This is a genomic window from Pseudomonas sp. E1BtOHC1 (assembly GCF_058744285.1).
Map to the genome: position 1 here is coordinate 6,128,273 of NZ_CP196023.1, position 15,492 is coordinate 6,143,764.

A 15,492-nucleotide genomic window follows, 5' to 3' on the forward strand; every position below is an offset into this window, starting at 1 on the left:
TTGAGAATGCCGGGGCAGCACATTGACAGCTCTTCAAATCTATGCAAGAGCAAAAGACAGTAAACCGATCTATGTTGCAAATTGCGGGCCTATTATTCGCAAAGCCTTCTATTCCGGCAAGCGCAGCGTGATGACTTATTTTTTATATGGATATAAAAGGCCCTGAAATGGGGCTAGGCGTTTCCCATGGCCCCGAAAATGAGCGCGGGGTTACATCTTCGACAACATCGGTAACATTCGGATACGCCTGCCGGAAATATCCGATATTTATTCGCCCCTCTTCGCTGGCAAAGCAGCCGCCGCAACAACCACGCAGCCCCGCAGGAATCAGCTTGCCGGCGAATCGTGTGGCCACAAAAAAGCCCCGCCCGGCACAAGGCCGGGCGGGGCTGGATGACTCGGAATCCGCCTCAGGCGACGTTCATGGTCTTGTGGGTATCAATCAGATGCTGCACCACACTTGGGTCGGCCAAGGTGGAGATATCTCCCAGACCGTCGTACTCCGCCGTAGCAATCTTGCGCAGGATTCGCCGCATGATCTTCCCGGAACGAGTTTTCGGCAGGCCCGGTGCCCATTGGATGACATCCGGCGAGGCAATCGGACCGATCTCCTTGCGCACCCAATTCTTCAGCTCCAGACGCAGGGCTTCGCTCGGCTCTTCGCCACCATTGAGGGTCACATAGACATAGATGCCCTGCCCCTTGATGTCGTGAGGCACACCCACCACCGCCGCCTCGGCGACTTTAGGGTGAGCAACCATGGCGCTTTCGATCTCGGCGGTACCCATGCGGTGCCCGGACACGTTGAGCACATCGTCCACTCGACCCGTGATCCAGTAGTAGCCATCTTCATCGCGACGGGCGCCGTCACCGGTGAAGTACATGCCGCGGAAGGTCTTGAAGTAGGTGTCGACGAAACGATCGTGATCGCGGTACAGGGTCCGCGCCTGGCCTGGCCAGGAGTCGAGGATCACCAGATTGCCTTCGGCCGCGCCTTCGATGATGTTGCCCAGGTTGTCTACCAGGGCCGGCACCACGCCGAAGAACGGACGCGCTGCAGAACCCGGCTTCAGGGCATGAGCGCCCGGCAGCGGGCTCATCAGGGTGGCGCCGGTTTCGGTCTGCCACCAGGTGTCGACGATCGGGCAACGGGATTGACCGACGTTCTTGTAGTACCAGTCCCAGGCTTCCGGGTTGATCGGCTCGCCCACCGAACCCAGCAGGCGCAGGCTGCTGCCGTCGGCGCCTTCGCAGGCGGCGGTGCCCGAAGCCATCATGGCGCGGATCGCAGTCGGGGCGGTGTAGAGGATGTTGACCTTGTGCTTGTCGACGATCTTCGCCACCCGGGTCACGTCCGGATAGTTGGGCACGCCCTCGAACAGCACGGTGGTGGCGCCGTTGGCCAACGGGCCATAGACAATGTAGGTGTGACCGGTGACCCAACCGACGTCGGCGGTGCACCAGTAGACTTCGCCCGGACGGTAATCGAACACCCGCTCATGGGTCAGCGACGCATAGAGCAAGTAACCGCCAGTGGTGTGCTGCACGCCCTTGGGCTTGCCGGTGGAGCCAGAGGTGTAAAGGATGAACAGCGCTTCTTCGGCACCCATCTCTTTCGGTGCACAGACGCTGCCGGCCACCTTCATCAGGTCTTCGTACCAGATGTCGCGATGCTGGTTCCACTTGATGTCGCCACCGGTGCGCTTGCACACGATGACTTTCTGGATGCTGCTGGTTTCCGGGTTGGTCAGGGCGTCGTCGACATTGGCCTTGAGCGGCACCTTCTTGCCGGCCCGGATGCCTTCGTCGGCAGTGATCACCACTTTCGAGCGGCAGTCGATAATGCGACCGGCCAGCGCCTCAGGCGAAAAGCCACCGAATACCACCGAATGGATCGCGCCGATACGGGTACAGGCCAGCATGGCCACCACCGCTTCGGGGATCATTGGCATATAGATAGTCACCACATCGCCGCGGTGCACGTCCTGGCCACGCAGGGCGTTGGCGAACTTGCAGACTTCTTCATGCAGTTCGCGGTAGGTGATGTTGCGGCTTTCGGCAGGATCGTCGCCTTCCCAGATGATCGCGATCTGATCGCCACGTTCGGCGAGATGGCGATCCAGGCAGTTATAGGAGACGTTCAGGGTGCCATCGGCGAACCACTTGATATCCACGTGGTGGTCGTCGAAGGAGGTCTGCTTCACCGTGGTAAAAGGCTTGATCCAGTCGAGACGCTTGGCCTGTTCGCGCCAGAAACCGTCCGGGTTCACGACCGACTGCTGGTACATGGCCTTGTAGGTCGCCTCGTCAGTCAGCGTATTGGCCAAAACCTCGGGACGAACGGGATACAGAGAAGCCGCACTCATCTTTCTTACCTCGGTGACATAGTTGTTTTTGTATGACCCCGTTGTAGCCGGGGGGCGCCTATAGAACCATTCGACGATGGTAGTAACAACCCCCTGCGAAATACCCCGATATTTGCCGCAACCCTTCAAGAACGCTGCTTACAGCGATATTCACCGCGGATAAAAATGTTCAAACAGACCTCCAGACAGGCCTTTTTCGGGGATTGTTACAAAAACCGTCAAAGGTGTTTATCAAAAGTACGCCTATATGGTCGCAGGCCCCGGGCCTAAAATCTGCCTCGCCAAACAGGCAATCTGATTAACCAAGTTGCAGCCCCCACGAAGGCAGTTAATCAAACTTCTACTCAAGTTCCACACGCAGCCCCACAAAGGCTGCGTGACCCCACACGACCTTAGAAAGGTAAAACGCAAATGAAAGCTTTATTAGTTCTGGCCCTCAGCAGTCTGTGCGTTACAGCGATGGCTGATGAGATCCCGACTGATGTCGCCCAGCAGCAAGTACCGGTAGAGGAATACACTTACTCCACCGACCTGGATATCGCCAAAGTTATCTCCATGAGCGAAGTTCCAGAAGTATGCGAAGTTGTACCAGCGCGCATGGAATATGAAGACTCCCACGGTCAGCGGCATATTCTTCAATACCGCGTAATGGGCAACGGTTGCTCTAACGGCTAATAACCAAGTTCATTGCATAGCCCCTGATGACTGCCGGCCGCAAGAAATCCCTCTTGCGGCAAAGATGCCCGACAACGACCCGCCCAAGGGCCGTGAAAGGCTTCACCTTGACGACGTGCGAGCACGGCAATCGCACGCACTTTTCCTGCTGCGGTTGATGGCCTGCTCATGGCACTGCCAACGACCTTTCGCGCCTCTCGACTGACGACTTCGGCGAGGGCAGTCCTGCCAACCTTGAAGAGCTCTGCCAGGAGATTTTCAGCGACAAAACCGGACGATTCGAGTTGTGTTCAAAACCCGAAAAAGGCTTGCAAAAACACAACATCTAGTAAAATTGGCTATTTTTTGGCCACTTCCGGATAAATTTTCCGAACCTGAAAAAAAATCTTCAACGGCCAAAGCCTTGTAAACCCGCGCTTTGCTCTCAGTCCCCCTCCTTCTTGGGCACGCCTGCGCCCATCGGTCGCCCCACGACCCCGAAAATATCCTTATAATGCGTCCTCAAAACGGGCCCGCAACATTCCCTTACCGGATGAAAACGACCTGCTGAATCCCGCGCCGGAGCCGACACCCTCAGTTCCGCCCGACAGCAGCTTCAAGGCACCCGAACACGTATTTCTGTTTATTGCCTGCGTTCACTGCTGCAACAAACGATTTCTAATGATTTAACGCGGCCAGTAGCGCCGTGTGAAAAGCCAACCCTTTTGTTTTCACACGGGCATCTGGCCCTCAAGCAGGAGACGACACGTCATGCTGAGCTGGGACGAATTCGACAAAGAAGAAGGCGAAGTTGCAGTCAAAGGCGCCAACGCCGGCCACGCTACTGAAGCCAACATGGACCGCCTCGACAGCGCTGGTGGTGCCGCCGCTCTTGAAGCCCGCGCCGTGACCGCCAGCGACTCCGCTGCCGTTGCCCGCGCCAAGGCGTCCCTGGACCAGCTCGACATCGCCGAAGGCCTGGCCGAACTGGAAGGTTCTTCCGCCCGTGTCGCCGTTGACGAAAAACGCATGATCAACTGCCGCGCCGACCTCAACCAGTTGGTACCGTTCAAGTACGACTGGGCCTGGCAGAAATACCTCGACGGCTGCGCCAACCACTGGATGCCGCAAGAGGTCAACATGACCGCCGACATCGCCCTGTGGAAAAACCCGGAAGGCCTGACCGACGACGAGCGCCGCATCGTCATGCGCAACCTGGGCTTCTTCTCCACCGCCGACTCCCTGGTTGCCAACAACCTGGTACTGGCCGTGTACCGCCTGATCACCAACCCGGAATGCCGCCAGTACATCCTGCGCCAGGCGTTCGAAGAGGCGATCCACACCCACGCCTATCAGTACTGCATCGAATCGCTGGCCATGGATGAAGGCGAGATCTTCAACATGTACCACGAGATTCCATCGGTCGCGAAGAAAGCTGCCTGGGGCCTGAAGTACACCCGTTCGATCTCCGATCCGAAGTTCGAAACCGGCACCGTCGACACCGACAAGGAACTGCTGCGTAACCTGATCGCCTACTACTGCGTTCTGGAAGGCATCTTCTTCTACTGCGGCTTCACCCAGATCCTGTCCATGGGTCGCCGCAACAAAATGACCGGTGTCGCCGAGCAGTTCCAATACATCCTGCGCGACGAATCCATGCACCTGAACTTCGGCATCGACGTGATCAACCAGATCAAGATCGAAAACCCGCACCTGTGGGATGCCGAGATGAAGGAAGAAGCCACCCAGATGATCCTCCAGGGCACCCAACTGGAAATCGAATATGCTCGCGACACCATGCCGCGCGGCGTACTGGGCATGAACGCGGCCATGATGGAGGACTACCTCAAGTTCATCGCCAACCGTCGCCTGTCGCAGATCGGTTTGAAGGAAGAGTACCCAGGTACCACCAACCCGTTCCCATGGATGAGCGAGATCATGGACTTGAAGAAAGAGAAGAACTTCTTCGAGACCCGCGTGATCGAGTATCAGACTGGCGGTGCATTGAGCTGGGATTGATTCCCGGATCGATGAAACAAACAAGAAGCCCTGACTTGGTCAGGGCTTTTTTATTGGCCGCGCAAATCCGCACCCGCTTCTTGTACAAAACCCGGTTCATTAAAGTACGTGCAGGCTCCAAGACCTACCGTTATAAAGTCCCCTCCCCCGCTTAAGGATCAAAGCGCTCATGAAATTCGATACCGCCTACTGCATCAGCCTCGACGAAAAGTTGTCGATCTATGACGTGCGGGATCTGAACTTCGATGAAACCCTGGTCTTCGACTCGGCCAAGGAAAGTTTCCAGTGCCCCAACGATGACTGTCGCGCAGCGTTCGATGCCGCCAATCAACTGGGCACCTTCAATGCCAAGAACGTCAATTACATCCGCACCCCGCATTTCAAGAACCTGCCCAGCACTCTTCATATACAAGGCTGCCCTTACGGGATCAGCAAAAGCCCTGGCAGCATCGAAGGAGCTGCAGTCGAGGATGATCGCGAGGAGCACTTCCCTTCGGAGCTGCTGCTGACCCGCCGCGAATACCTGCGCCGACCGGCCACCCCTGCAGCAGCACCGCAGACGCCTGGAAACAACCCGTCAGTGACGCCTGCCAGCTTGCAAACGCCCCACGCCGGGCGCGATACAACCCCGGACAAGACCAGCGTCTTCGCCCACCCGGTGGAATGCTTCGTATCGAATATCGACGATAAGGAACTGCTCAAGCGCATGCCGTTGAAGATCGGCGAGCACACCGCGTCCTACGCCTCGTTCTTCAAGAAAATCGAGTACCTGCTGGATAACAAGGGGCTGATCTACTGGGGCAGGATCAAGGAAATCAAGGACTACACCCAGAGCTTTCGCATCGACTTCGAGCACAAGGTCTGGTTCAAGGAAGAGGGCGAAGCCAAGAAGAAGCCCTATTCAGTCAACGTCTACCTGAGCAAGAAACTGGTCGACAACTACCGCAAGCGCAAAGCCTTCCTCGAAGAGCTCAAGGGCGCCATCGACAGCCAGCGTGAGTTGTACTGCTTCTTCTATGGCGTCACCCCGACACTCAAGCAGGTGCCGAGCAAGAAAAATCCCGAAGCAACCTTCGGAGTGTTCAGCGCCAATATCGAGAACCTGGACCATTTCGTGATTCGCGAGGCACCAGGCCTGGAAGCGAAATAGCCCCCTGCGGTTTCACCGCTTGGGCAACGCCAGGGCCACTCCCTCGGATGCTTCCTGAGCACCTCATACCGCAGCACCGACCACTCCGTGCCATCGCAGGCCCCTGGAGCGTCCCGTTGAGCGCCAGGTCACGATGCAATTTCTGGTAGACATAACGCCCCGTGACCTCCTGGGGAGAGTGGGCGCTGATCTCCAGCACAATCGGCATCTTGCCCAGGGCTGCGCTGAAAACTTCGCGAGAACTTGCAGCCTGCACAGCCGACAGATAGATCGAAAGCCACAGGACGCCGAAGATCTGGCATATCAATCCGTTGAACATGGGAACTCCCTTGTATGAAAAAGCCGGCAACGCGCTCATCCAAGCCAGAGCCAGCGTTGCGCATCGGGCAATTTGGACCTGCGGCCAAGGACAGGCGAGCCACCAAGCGTGATGCTCCTATCACTTCAGGCACATGCTGAGCAGCACCAGCAACAACAGGCCGATGTACACCCGGGCATGCATACGGTCGGGAATTCTGCCAATCCAGGGAGTGGCCAGGCGGATGCCCAGCAACGAGCCGAGGGTCAGTACCGAGAACGCCAGCAGATCCACATAACCGACGAACCAGGGTCCGAAATCGAACGGGCTGAAACGGGCCAGGCCCATGTAGGTGACAGTTCCCGCCAACGCCACAGGCACGCTCAGAGGATTGGCCATTGAGGTGGCCTGGGTCATGGTCAGACCGCAACGGCGCAATAGTGGCACCGTCATGACACTGCCGCCTACGCCGAGAAAGGTGGCGACAACACCTATTCCTACACCGCCAAAGAGCGTTTCGCGGGCGCCAAGGAGGCGCGCTTTCTGCCCTTGCGACGGATCAAGAAAACCGCGTCGCAGCAGGCAGTCGGCAATGGTGATCCCCAGATAGGCGATAAAGGCATAACGAATCACTTCGCCACTGACCCACATGGCCGCCGCCGCCCCCAAGATCGCCCCCAGACCTATATAGCCCCCCAGAGGCCACAGATAGTGGCGAACAAGATTGCCCGCACGCTGATGTCGACGGCTAGCGACCAGGGCATTGACGATCATCACGCAAGTCGAGGTAGCCACCGCGACATGCATCGCCGACTGCCCTGCTGCCGAGTCCGCGCCCTGGCTGCCCAGCAACATCCAGTACAGCAGCGGCACCACTACAAATCCGCCGCCAAAGCCGAACAGCACGGCGCTGATGCCCGTCATGCAACCAAAAAATGCCAGCAGTAGATAGAACATCGGACCACGCTCGTCTTTGCAGAAGACCTGGACGATAGAGCTTCACCGCTTGGCCGACTTCAGCAAGTCAGCCAATAATGTTTGCGTTTACGCCAAACACGGAACGACTCGGCATGCGCAACATCTCCATCGATCAACTGGATCAGACACCGCGTCCGGTACTGGCCATCGGAACCGACTACGCCGACGGCCAACGCCTGCCCCGCCACCGCCATCGGCGGGCACAGCTGCTGTATGGCGCTACCGGGGTCATGCAGGTGGGTACCGATCAGGGCAACTGGGTAGTACCACCGCAACATGCGGTGTGGATCCCGTCCGGGGTGGAGCATGAGGTGCTGATGCTCGGAGTCAGTACCCGCAGCCTGTATATCGAACCTGCCGCGGCGCCCCTGGATAACAGCGGCTGTCGAGTCGTCAGCGTCTCGCCATTGTTGCGCCAACTGCTTCTGGAGGCCGTAGAGATTCCCCTGGAATACGATCAGGGCGGGCGTGACGGATTGCTGGTCGAGCTGCTGCTGCATGAACTGCAACGCAGCACTGCGCTACCGCTGCATATCCCCCTGCCGGCTGATGGCCCGCTACTGGAGTTGTGCCAGGCCTTTCTCGGACAGCCCGATATTCACCAATCCCCGGAGCACTGGGCGGATCGGTTGCACGTCAGCCTGCGCACTTTCAATCGCGTCTTCCGCCAGCAAACGGGTATGAGCTTCATTCAATGGCGACAACGAGCCTGCGTGATCCTGGCCCTGGCGCGGCTGGCAGCCGCGGAGCCCGTGACACGCATCGCCCTGGATTTCGGCTATGACAGCCCCGGTGCATTCTCCACCATGTTCCGCCGAGTGCTGGGACAGTCCCCCAGTACCTACCTGAACAGGGCGGACCCGCCCCCGGGAAAAACCTTGTGACCAAAGGCGCGTGCCGAGAGCAAAAATCAGTTTGATCCGGGAATAAAACAACTGTACAAATAACCAGTATAAAGCCAACTTCCTGCCTAACCTCCCGGAGAAAACCATGGCCTCTCTAGCGATGAAAATCACCCTGGAACGTATCGCCCTCTATCAATTCACTCCGCAGCACTGTGCCCAAGCCCGGGACATGCTGGATTGGGACATGGATCGACTGTCCCGTGAGTCCGCAGTCTCGGTGCAAGCCATCCAGCGCTTCGAAGCCGGTTACGAGGTGCGTGACGTGACCCGCCTGGCACTGGCGTTCTGCCTTGAAGCTCAAGGGCTGGTGTTCTTTCCCGGCTTCACTCCCGGCCGCGGCATGAATATCAAGGGCGCTACCCCCAATCCCATGGAACGCCCTGACTACGCAATGATCGAGTGATCCAGTGCCTTGAGCAGTTGCCCGCACAAGTCCGGCACTGAAAGCTGGGTCGAATCCAGGCGAACAAGCGGACAGCCCAGGGTTTTGATCCAGGTTTCATGGCGCCGCAGACTGCGGGTTCCGTGACCACCCTCGTCTTAGCCGGCGGCCCAGGTGAGAAAAGTCTGGGTCGCGGCATGACGCTCGCCCCCCTCGAAAATCTGCTCGCCGTAGCGCTGGAATTCCCGGACACGCAAGCGCTGCAAGCGAACCTCCGGGTCCAGTTGCACAAAGACCGCCAGACTGAAACTGGGGATCAGCACATCCCCCCAACCACAAAGGGAGCCGGACATGGATCAGGAAATGATTACGCGGATTCGACAGCCGCCTGTTCGGGGGCGCCTTCCACCTCCAACCACCAGGCCCCGCCCCGCTGAGGCTGAGCCAGGTTGAAGGCTTCGCCCATTTGCGGCGTGGTGATATTGATACTGCGCTCCCAGGCCAGGGCCAGGATACGGTCGAAGGGTTCATGCCAAGCATGCATGGCCAGGTCAAAGGTGCCGTTGTGGATTGGCAGCAACCAGCGCCCCTGCAGGTCGATGTGAGCTTGCAGGGTTTGTTCCGGCTGCATGTGAACATGGGGCCATTCGACGTTGTAGGCACCGGTTTCCATCAGCGTCAGATCAAAGGGCCCGTACTGCTGACCAATACGCTTGAAACCGTCGAAATAACCGGTATCGCCGCTGAAGAAGATCCGCGTCGCGGCGTCGATCATGACCCAGGACGCCCACAAGGTGTGGTTGCCATCGAACAACCCGCGACCGGAAAAGTGCTGCGACGGCGTAGCGATAAAGCGGATGCCCTCGACTTCGCACCCCTGCCACCAATCCAGCTGCCGGACCTTCGCCGCGGGTACCCCCCACTTGATCAGGGTATCTCCCACTCCCAGCGGGGTGAGGAAGTGCCGGGTCTTGGCTGCCAGAGCCAGTACTGTCTGGTGGTCCAGGTGATCGTAGTGGTCATGGGACAGGATCACCGCCTCGATCTCGGGCAAAGCCTCCAGGCTGATGGGGGGCTGGTGAAAACGCTTCGGACCGGCCCATTGCACCGGGGACGCACGTTCGGCAAACACCGGGTCAGTGATCCAGAACTTGCCACGCATCTTCAACAGCACCGTGGAGTGCCCAAGACGAAACACGCTGTGATTGGGGGCCGCCTGCAGTTGCTCGCGGGTCAGCGGCTGTACAGGGATAGCTCCGGCCGGACGGGTATTACGCGGTTTGTGGAACAGCATGTTCCAGAAAATCTGCAGGGTTTTACCGAAACCGGCGCGATGTACCGGAGCATGGTTACGAAAGGCGCCCTGTTCCTGGCGGGAAGTTTCCTGGCGGGGGGGGCGTGTGACGCTGGACGAAACAGTGGCCATGATTGAAATGACTCCATTGGAATGCGGCAGGTTCCGACGTTGTTCTGCGGGACGATCTACTGGCCAAGGCACGCAAGCATCAGCCGCCAATCATCGTTCTCAAGAAGAACTACACTACACAGTGTAGTTTCTACATTGCAACAGGATTAAGACGAAGTAGACTGCCGACTGATTTCAACGCCTACCCTGACCGAACCCAACTTATGACAGCCCCGAAGCGCCTCACCGACCTCAAACGCAATGCCATCATCCAGGCGGCGATCAGCGAATTCCGCGCCAGCGGTTTCGAAATCACCAGCATGGACAAGATCGCCGCCACGGCCGGGGTTTCCAAGCGTACGGTGTACAACCACTTCCCCAGCAAGGAAGAGTTGTTCGCCGAAATTCTGCATAAGCTCTGGACCAGCACCAGCGCCCAATCGGAGGTCAGCTACCGCAGCGACCAGCCATTGCGCGAGCAGTTGCAAAACGTTCTGCGAGCCAAGCTGCAACTGCTGGCCGACAACAACTTCCTCGACCTGGCCCGAGTCGCCATCGCCGCCACCATCCACTCCCCCGAGCGAGCACAGAACATGGTGGCGCGACTCGGCGAACGGGAAGAAGGCCTGACCCTGTGGATCCGCGGGGCGCTGGCTGACGGCCGCCTCAAGCCCCTGGACCCGGAGTTCGCCGCGCAACAGATGCACGGGCTGCTCAAGAGCTTTGCCTTCTGGCCGCAGATCACCATGGGCCAGCCGACCCTGACAGAGGACATGCAAACCCGGGTCATCGAGTCGGCGCTGGACATGTTCCTGACTCACTACCAGGCATGACCCTGCTTGCGCTCCTGTCACACGACGTTCCCGGCCACTGTTAAATGGCTTCGAAGGACACTGATTATTCCCACTGGAATAAATGACAATATTCACCAAACTGATCCGATAAACGGCCAAGCCGCAAAAAACACCACAAGGTGTTTCAGTACAGAATCCGGTGCAGGAATTTATGGAAAACCAACGCGGCAAGGGGCTGTCATTTGCCCGACGCATCTATTGGCCAAGGATCATCGGCCTGAGTATCGGCGGCATCAGTGTCCTGGCCGCACTTTACCCCCTGGCACCGCCTGACTGGATATGGGCCCTGCTGTTGTTCCACGGCCTGATCTGGCCCCATCTGGCGTATCAGCTTTCCACCCGCTCGGACTTTCCCTACCGGGCAGAACGCCGCAACCTGTTGTATGACTCACTGCTGGGGGGATTCTGGGCGGCAACCATGCAATTCAATCCCCTGCCGGCAGTCACCATCCTCTCGATGATGACCATGAACAACGTCGCCGCAGGCGGCTTGCGCCTGTTCATTCGTGGCGGCCTGGCCCAATGTGCCGGGATACTGCTGTCCTGGGCGCTGATCGGGGCCAACTTCAGTGCGCAGATCAGCCCGCTGCAGATCTATGCCTGCCTGCCCATGCTGACCCTCTACCCCCTGGCCGTGGGCATGGTCTGCTATCGACTGGCGATCAAACTGTCCGAACACAAGCGCGCCCTCAGCGCCCTGAGCCGCACCGACAGCCTTACCGGCCTGCTCAACCACGGCTCGTGGAAAGACCTGTTGCACATCAAGTTCCACAAGTGCCAGCAGCAGCAGATGGAAGCCAGCATCGCCTTGATCGACATCGACCACTTCAAAGCGATCAACGACACCTACGGGCATATTGTCGGCGATACAGTGCTGCGCCATTTGAGCAATGAACTACGCCGCAACCTGCGCCATGACGATCTCGCCGGTCGCTACGGTGGCGACGAGTTCTGCGTGATCCTGCCACGCATGAGCCGGCAACAGGCCCTTGATGTGATGGAGCGCCTGCGCCAGGTCTTCAATCAGTACCGGCATCCAGAAGTGCAGGAACTGAAGGTCAGCCTGAGTATCGGCCTGGCGGCTTTCGACTCAAGCTTTCCAGACCCTGCAGGCTGGCTCGATGCGGCGGACAAGGCCCTGTATCTAGCCAAGAACAGCGGGCGCAACCGTACTGCCAGCAATGACAGCGAAGCCCATTTCTCTCCCGCGCAAATGGCATAAAAACCGCCAAAACTTATACAAAAAGGAAGTAAAAAATATTTCTGTACAAGTTTATTTGGATTTTTCTTCGTGACTGACATCATAATGCCGCCACTTTGCAGCAGCGGATAACCCCCGCGGCACCGCTGCCAGCCAAGTCATCCAATCCAACTAAATCGATTCGCAGCCGTTACGTATCCTCTTGATGCGGCCAGCGACGTTCGCCCGAAATGTCGCCCGCTTCACCGCTGCGAAATTATCTGTCAGTCATGGAACGCTGACATTGAGCAGATAATGCCGATCGCCGGGGAGCTTTCGGCATACCGGCGCACTCCATAGGGATCGACGCGACGTTTCTCCCACAGAGCACCTGCCAACATGCTATTCAACCGTCACAACAAGACCATCGATTCCCTGAACCAGACCATCGCCGAACAATCCCACCTTCTGGACGCCATCGACCGCTCCATGGCGGTGATCGAGTTTGACCTCCAGGGCACGGTGCTCCGAGCCAACGACAACTTCCTGAAGACTCTGGGCTATCGGCAAGATCAGGTGATCGGCCAGTCTCACCGACTGTTCTGCCTCCCGGAATACGCTCGCAGCGCCGACTACCAGCAATTGTGGACCCGCCTGAAAAATGGCCAGTTCGAGTCCGGCACCTTTGAGCGGGTTGGCGCCGCGGGCCAGAGCCTGTGGCTGGAAGCCAGCTACAACCCGATCCGCGATGCCTCCGGCACGGTGTACAAAGTGGTCAAGTACGCCCTTGACGTCACCGCCAGGGTGCAAGAGGAAGTCGAGGCCCGGAACAAACTGGAGGCCATCGACCGGGCCATGGCGGTCATCGAGTTCAACCTCGACGGCAGCATCATTGGCGCCAACGCCAACTTCCTCAGCCGTATGGGCTACAGCCTAGCGGAGATCAAGGGCAAGCATCACCGGATGTTCTGCAAACCCGAGCTGATCAGCAGCAGCGCCTACCAGGACTTCTGGAATCGCCTGAACAGGGGGGAGTTCTTCAACGGCCGCTTCGAGCGGATCGACAGGCATGGGCGCACGCTGTGGCTGGAAGCCAATTACAACCCGGTCTATGACGCCAGCGGACGCCTGTGCAAGGTGGTCAAGTACGCTGCAGACGTGACTCAGCAGGTAGAGAAGCATGAGCAGGACGCCCAGAGTGCGAGCCAGGCGTATCACATCTCGGTGGAGACCCGGAAAGTCGCCGAACAAGGCACCGGGGTGATCCAGCAGGCTGCCAGCGAGATGCGCCAGATCGCCCATAACATCGAGGACTCTTCCTCGCTGATCGCCCGCCTCGGCGAACGTTCCGAGCAAATCACCGCCATCGTCAACACTATTCGCGGGATTGCCGATCAGACCAACCTGCTGGCCCTCAACGCTGCCATCGAGGCCGCCCGGGCCGGAGAACAGGGCCGAGGTTTTGCCGTGGTGGCCGACGAAGTCCGGCAACTGGCGGCACGCACCAGCGGCTCGACGGCGGAAATCTCCAGCATGATCGACATGATCCAGAACGAAACGCAGCAAGCGATCAAGAGCATGGACGGCACTCGTGAACGAGCCGCCAAGGGCGTGCAACTGGCGGATCAGGCCGGGACCGTGATCCTGCAGATTCGCGATGGCGCCAGTGACGCGGTGCAAGCGGTCAGCATGTTCGCCAACGAACGCGACGTGCTCTGAGGGTGGTTTTCCCGACGTCGATAATGACGTCGGGCCTGGCCTTGAGGACTATAGTGGCCTGACGTCCCAACGCCTGGCGGAGGCCATCATGAGTTCCAGCGACACCCCGGAAAAAACCACCCCAATCGTCGACCATCTGCGCTTTCACCGTGCCCACGCCCACCTCGCTCCGACCTTTGGCAACGACACCTTTGCCTTGAAGGCGGAAGCCTTTGCCCGGTTCTTTGGTACCCCGACCTTTCTCGGAGCACAGACCCTGATCGTCGTGATCTGGATTGCCCTCAACCTCACTGGCGTGACCCAGTTCGATGTCTACCCCTTCATCCTTCTGAACCTGGCCTTCAGCCTGCAAGCAGCCTACGCCGCACCGCTGATCCTCCTGGCCCAGACCCGCCAGGCCGCACGGGACAAGGCCCAATCGGACGCAGACGCCCAGCACCGCGAAGCCCTGGCCATCGCTAACAGTGAACGCCAGGCCCAGGCCGCGCAGACCACCAGCCAACTGCTGGAGTTGCTGGAGCAGAACACCCGGCTCACGGAAATGACCAAGCAACTGACCGAACGCATCGAGAACCTGACCAGCGAGATGCACGCGCACTTTGTGCACAAGGATCAGCCCGACACCTGAGCCCCGCTCATGGCCAGCGCAGATGGCGCGCCAGTTCATCAAACAGAGTCACCACCGAACGCAGGGCCCGGCAATCCGGACGGGTCAGCAGCCACAGAGCTGTGTCATGGCCCAAGGGTTCACTCAACGCCTCCAGACCGCCACTGCCCATGAGAAAATCCGGCAAGGCTGCAACGCCGAGGCCGGCCCTTACCAGTTCGGTCACCGCGAGCATGCTGTTGCAGCGATAGCTGGGCTGCACACCAGGCCAGCGCTGACGGCGCCAGGCCACGGTGGGATGGTCGGGGAGAAAATCATCCGGGGCGATCCAGGCCACCTTCGACAGGTCGCTACAGTCCACCCGTTGCTTGTACGCCGGGCTCGCGCACAGCCGATACGACACCGCTCCCAGGCAACGTCCCACCAGATGTTCCGGAGGTGTTGCGGTCAGACGCACCGCTATGTCCGCATCACGCCGATTGAGGTTGGCGAAATCATTGGACGTACAGAGTTCGATCACCAGCGCCGGGTAGTTCGGCATGAATTGCGCCAGGGCCGGCAGCAGCAGACCTTGCAACACCGAATCTGTGCAAGTCAGGCGCACTGTGCCGCTGATCACCTCTCCTCCCTGGGCCACGCCGATCCGCGCGGCCTCCAAGGCCTGCTCCGCCTGTTCAGCCTGCTGTGCCAGGGCCTGAGCCAGGCTGGTGGGCAGATAGCCAGCGCGGCTCTTGTCGAACAACTGCTGCCCGAGCCCGGCCTCCAGCCGGCGCACCGCACGAAACACCGTGGAAACATCCACCTTGAGCAGGGCCGCGGCGCGAGCCAGGGAGCCGCCACGGACCAGGGCGAGAATCAGTGACAGGTCGGGATAGTCCAGCTGATAGTGCACGGCTGCATTGATCACTTGGTGAAACGCCAATATTGATTGCATGATCGCCAATCTATAGTGGCTCCAGGCAGTCGACAAGTCAG

General features: G+C 59.0%; 13 protein-coding genes and 2 pseudogenes. 10 read left to right on the forward strand and 5 right to left on the reverse strand.

Annotated features, from left to right (window positions below):
• Nucleotides 1-410 precede the first annotated feature (410 nt).
• The gene (gene acs, locus ACSSVC_RS27600) at nt 411-2,366 is read right to left on the reverse strand and encodes an acetate--CoA ligase (protein ID WP_346632338.1); all 1,956 of its coding nucleotides are present in this window, start codon (nt 2,364-2,366) and stop codon (nt 411-413) included.
• 411 nt (nt 2,367-2,777) lie between these two features.
• Here acs and ACSSVC_RS27605 point away from each other — a divergent pair, with 411 nt between their 5' ends.
• From ACSSVC_RS27605 to ACSSVC_RS27615, 3 genes are all read left to right on the forward strand, one after another.
• On the forward strand, nt 2,778-3,041 hold the full coding sequence (locus tag ACSSVC_RS27605) for a DUF2790 domain-containing protein (RefSeq protein ID WP_016968107.1): 264 nt from the start codon (nt 2,778-2,780) through the stop codon (nt 3,039-3,041).
• Between the two features lie 750 nt (nt 3,042-3,791).
• The gene (locus ACSSVC_RS27610) at nt 3,792-5,039 is read left to right on the forward strand and encodes a ribonucleotide-diphosphate reductase subunit beta (RefSeq protein WP_011062780.1); all 1,248 of its coding nucleotides are present in this window, start codon (nt 3,792-3,794) and stop codon (nt 5,037-5,039) included.
• A gap of 169 nt (nt 5,040-5,208) precedes the next feature.
• Nucleotides 5,209-6,189 (forward strand): hypothetical protein, encoded by a 981-nt coding sequence (locus ACSSVC_RS27615; RefSeq protein WP_492611721.1) that lies wholly within the window; start codon nt 5,209-5,211, stop codon nt 6,187-6,189.
• 439 nt (nt 6,190-6,628) lie between these two features.
• Here ACSSVC_RS27615 and ACSSVC_RS27620 read toward each other — a convergent pair whose 3' ends face one another.
• A complete protein-coding gene (locus ACSSVC_RS27620) occupies nt 6,629-7,444 on the reverse strand; it encodes a sulfite exporter TauE/SafE family protein (RefSeq protein WP_492611722.1) in 816 nt (271 codons plus the stop codon).
• Between the two features lie 113 nt (nt 7,445-7,557).
• On the opposite strand from ACSSVC_RS27620, the gene ACSSVC_RS27625 reads away from it, so the two are divergent.
• On the forward strand, nt 7,558-8,349 hold the full coding sequence (locus tag ACSSVC_RS27625; protein ID WP_346632341.1) for an AraC family transcriptional regulator: 792 nt from the start codon (nt 7,558-7,560) through the stop codon (nt 8,347-8,349).
• A gap of 106 nt (nt 8,350-8,455) precedes the next feature.
• Entirely contained in the window at nt 8,456-8,773 is a 318-nt protein-coding gene (locus tag ACSSVC_RS27630; protein WP_346632342.1) for an XRE family transcriptional regulator, read from the forward strand.
• 137 nt (nt 8,774-8,910) lie between these two features.
• Here ACSSVC_RS27630 and ACSSVC_RS27635 read toward each other — a convergent pair whose 3' ends face one another.
• Complete coding sequence (locus ACSSVC_RS27635; RefSeq protein ID WP_492611723.1) at nt 8,911-9,105, reverse strand: hypothetical protein; 195 nt, start codon at nt 9,103-9,105, stop codon at nt 8,911-8,913.
• 14 nt (nt 9,106-9,119) lie between these two features.
• Nucleotides 9,120-10,178: an MBL fold metallo-hydrolase gene (locus ACSSVC_RS27640; RefSeq protein WP_346632343.1), complete on the reverse strand. Its 1,059-nt coding sequence runs from the start codon at nt 10,176-10,178 to the stop codon at nt 9,120-9,122.
• A gap of 203 nt (nt 10,179-10,381) precedes the next feature.
• Here ACSSVC_RS27640 and ACSSVC_RS27645 point away from each other — a divergent pair, with 203 nt between their 5' ends.
• From ACSSVC_RS27645 to ACSSVC_RS27665, 5 genes and pseudogenes are all read left to right on the forward strand, one after another.
• Nucleotides 10,382-10,990 carry a TetR/AcrR family transcriptional regulator gene (locus tag ACSSVC_RS27645; RefSeq protein ID WP_346632344.1) on the forward strand — a complete coding sequence of 203 codons (609 nt, stop codon included), beginning with the start codon at nt 10,382-10,384 and terminating at the stop codon, nt 10,988-10,990.
• Nucleotides 10,991-11,162: 172 nt separating this feature from the next.
• A complete protein-coding gene (locus ACSSVC_RS27650) occupies nt 11,163-12,233 on the forward strand; it encodes a diguanylate cyclase (protein WP_446439223.1) in 1,071 nt (356 codons plus the stop codon).
• 357 nt (nt 12,234-12,590) lie between these two features.
• Nucleotides 12,591-13,364 (forward strand): annotated as a pseudogene (locus ACSSVC_RS27655) (PAS domain-containing protein); the annotation flags it as partial.
• Between the two features lie 108 nt (nt 13,365-13,472).
• Nucleotides 13,473-13,910: pseudogene (locus ACSSVC_RS27660) on the forward strand (methyl-accepting chemotaxis protein); the annotation flags it as partial.
• An 88-nt stretch (nt 13,911-13,998) separates the two neighbouring features.
• The gene (locus ACSSVC_RS27665; RefSeq protein WP_346632347.1) at nt 13,999-14,538 is read left to right on the forward strand and encodes a DUF1003 domain-containing protein; all 540 of its coding nucleotides are present in this window, start codon (nt 13,999-14,001) and stop codon (nt 14,536-14,538) included.
• Between the two features lie 7 nt (nt 14,539-14,545).
• Here the strand turns inward: ACSSVC_RS27665 and ACSSVC_RS27670 are convergent, their stop codons facing one another.
• Complete coding sequence (locus tag ACSSVC_RS27670) at nt 14,546-15,451, reverse strand: LysR family transcriptional regulator (RefSeq protein ID WP_492611724.1); 906 nt, start codon at nt 15,449-15,451, stop codon at nt 14,546-14,548.
• Nucleotides 15,452-15,492 lie beyond the last annotated feature (41 nt).

Coding starts and splice junctions, on each gene's coding strand:
- ACSSVC_RS27605 (WP_016968107.1), top strand. CDS start 2,778: ATGAAAGCTTTATTAGTTCTGGCCCTCAGCAGTCTGTGCGTTACAGCG.
- ACSSVC_RS27610 (WP_011062780.1), top strand. CDS start 3,792: ATGCTGAGCTGGGACGAATTCGACAAAGAAGAAGGCGAAGTTGCAGTC.
- ACSSVC_RS27620 (WP_492611722.1), bottom strand. CDS start 7,444: ATGTTCTATCTACTGCTGGCATTTTTTGGTTGCATGACGGGCATCAGC.
- ACSSVC_RS27670 (WP_492611724.1), bottom strand. CDS start 15,451: ATGCAATCAATATTGGCGTTTCACCAAGTGATCAATGCAGCCGTGCAC.
- ACSSVC_RS27640 (WP_346632343.1), bottom strand. CDS start 10,178: ATGGCCACTGTTTCGTCCAGCGTCACACGCCCCCCCCGCCAGGAAACT.
- ACSSVC_RS27615 (WP_492611721.1), top strand. CDS start 5,209: ATGAAATTCGATACCGCCTACTGCATCAGCCTCGACGAAAAGTTGTCG.
- ACSSVC_RS27650 (WP_446439223.1), top strand. CDS start 11,163: ATGGAAAACCAACGCGGCAAGGGGCTGTCATTTGCCCGACGCATCTAT.
- acs (WP_346632338.1), bottom strand. CDS start 2,366: ATGAGTGCGGCTTCTCTGTATCCCGTTCGTCCCGAGGTTTTGGCCAAT.
- ACSSVC_RS27645 (WP_346632344.1), top strand. CDS start 10,382: ATGACAGCCCCGAAGCGCCTCACCGACCTCAAACGCAATGCCATCATC.
- ACSSVC_RS27630 (WP_346632342.1), top strand. CDS start 8,456: ATGGCCTCTCTAGCGATGAAAATCACCCTGGAACGTATCGCCCTCTAT.
- ACSSVC_RS27665 (WP_346632347.1), top strand. CDS start 13,999: ATGAGTTCCAGCGACACCCCGGAAAAAACCACCCCAATCGTCGACCAT.
- ACSSVC_RS27625 (WP_346632341.1), top strand. CDS start 7,558: ATGCGCAACATCTCCATCGATCAACTGGATCAGACACCGCGTCCGGTA.
- ACSSVC_RS27635 (WP_492611723.1), bottom strand. CDS start 9,105: ATGTCCGGCTCCCTTTGTGGTTGGGGGGATGTGCTGATCCCCAGTTTC.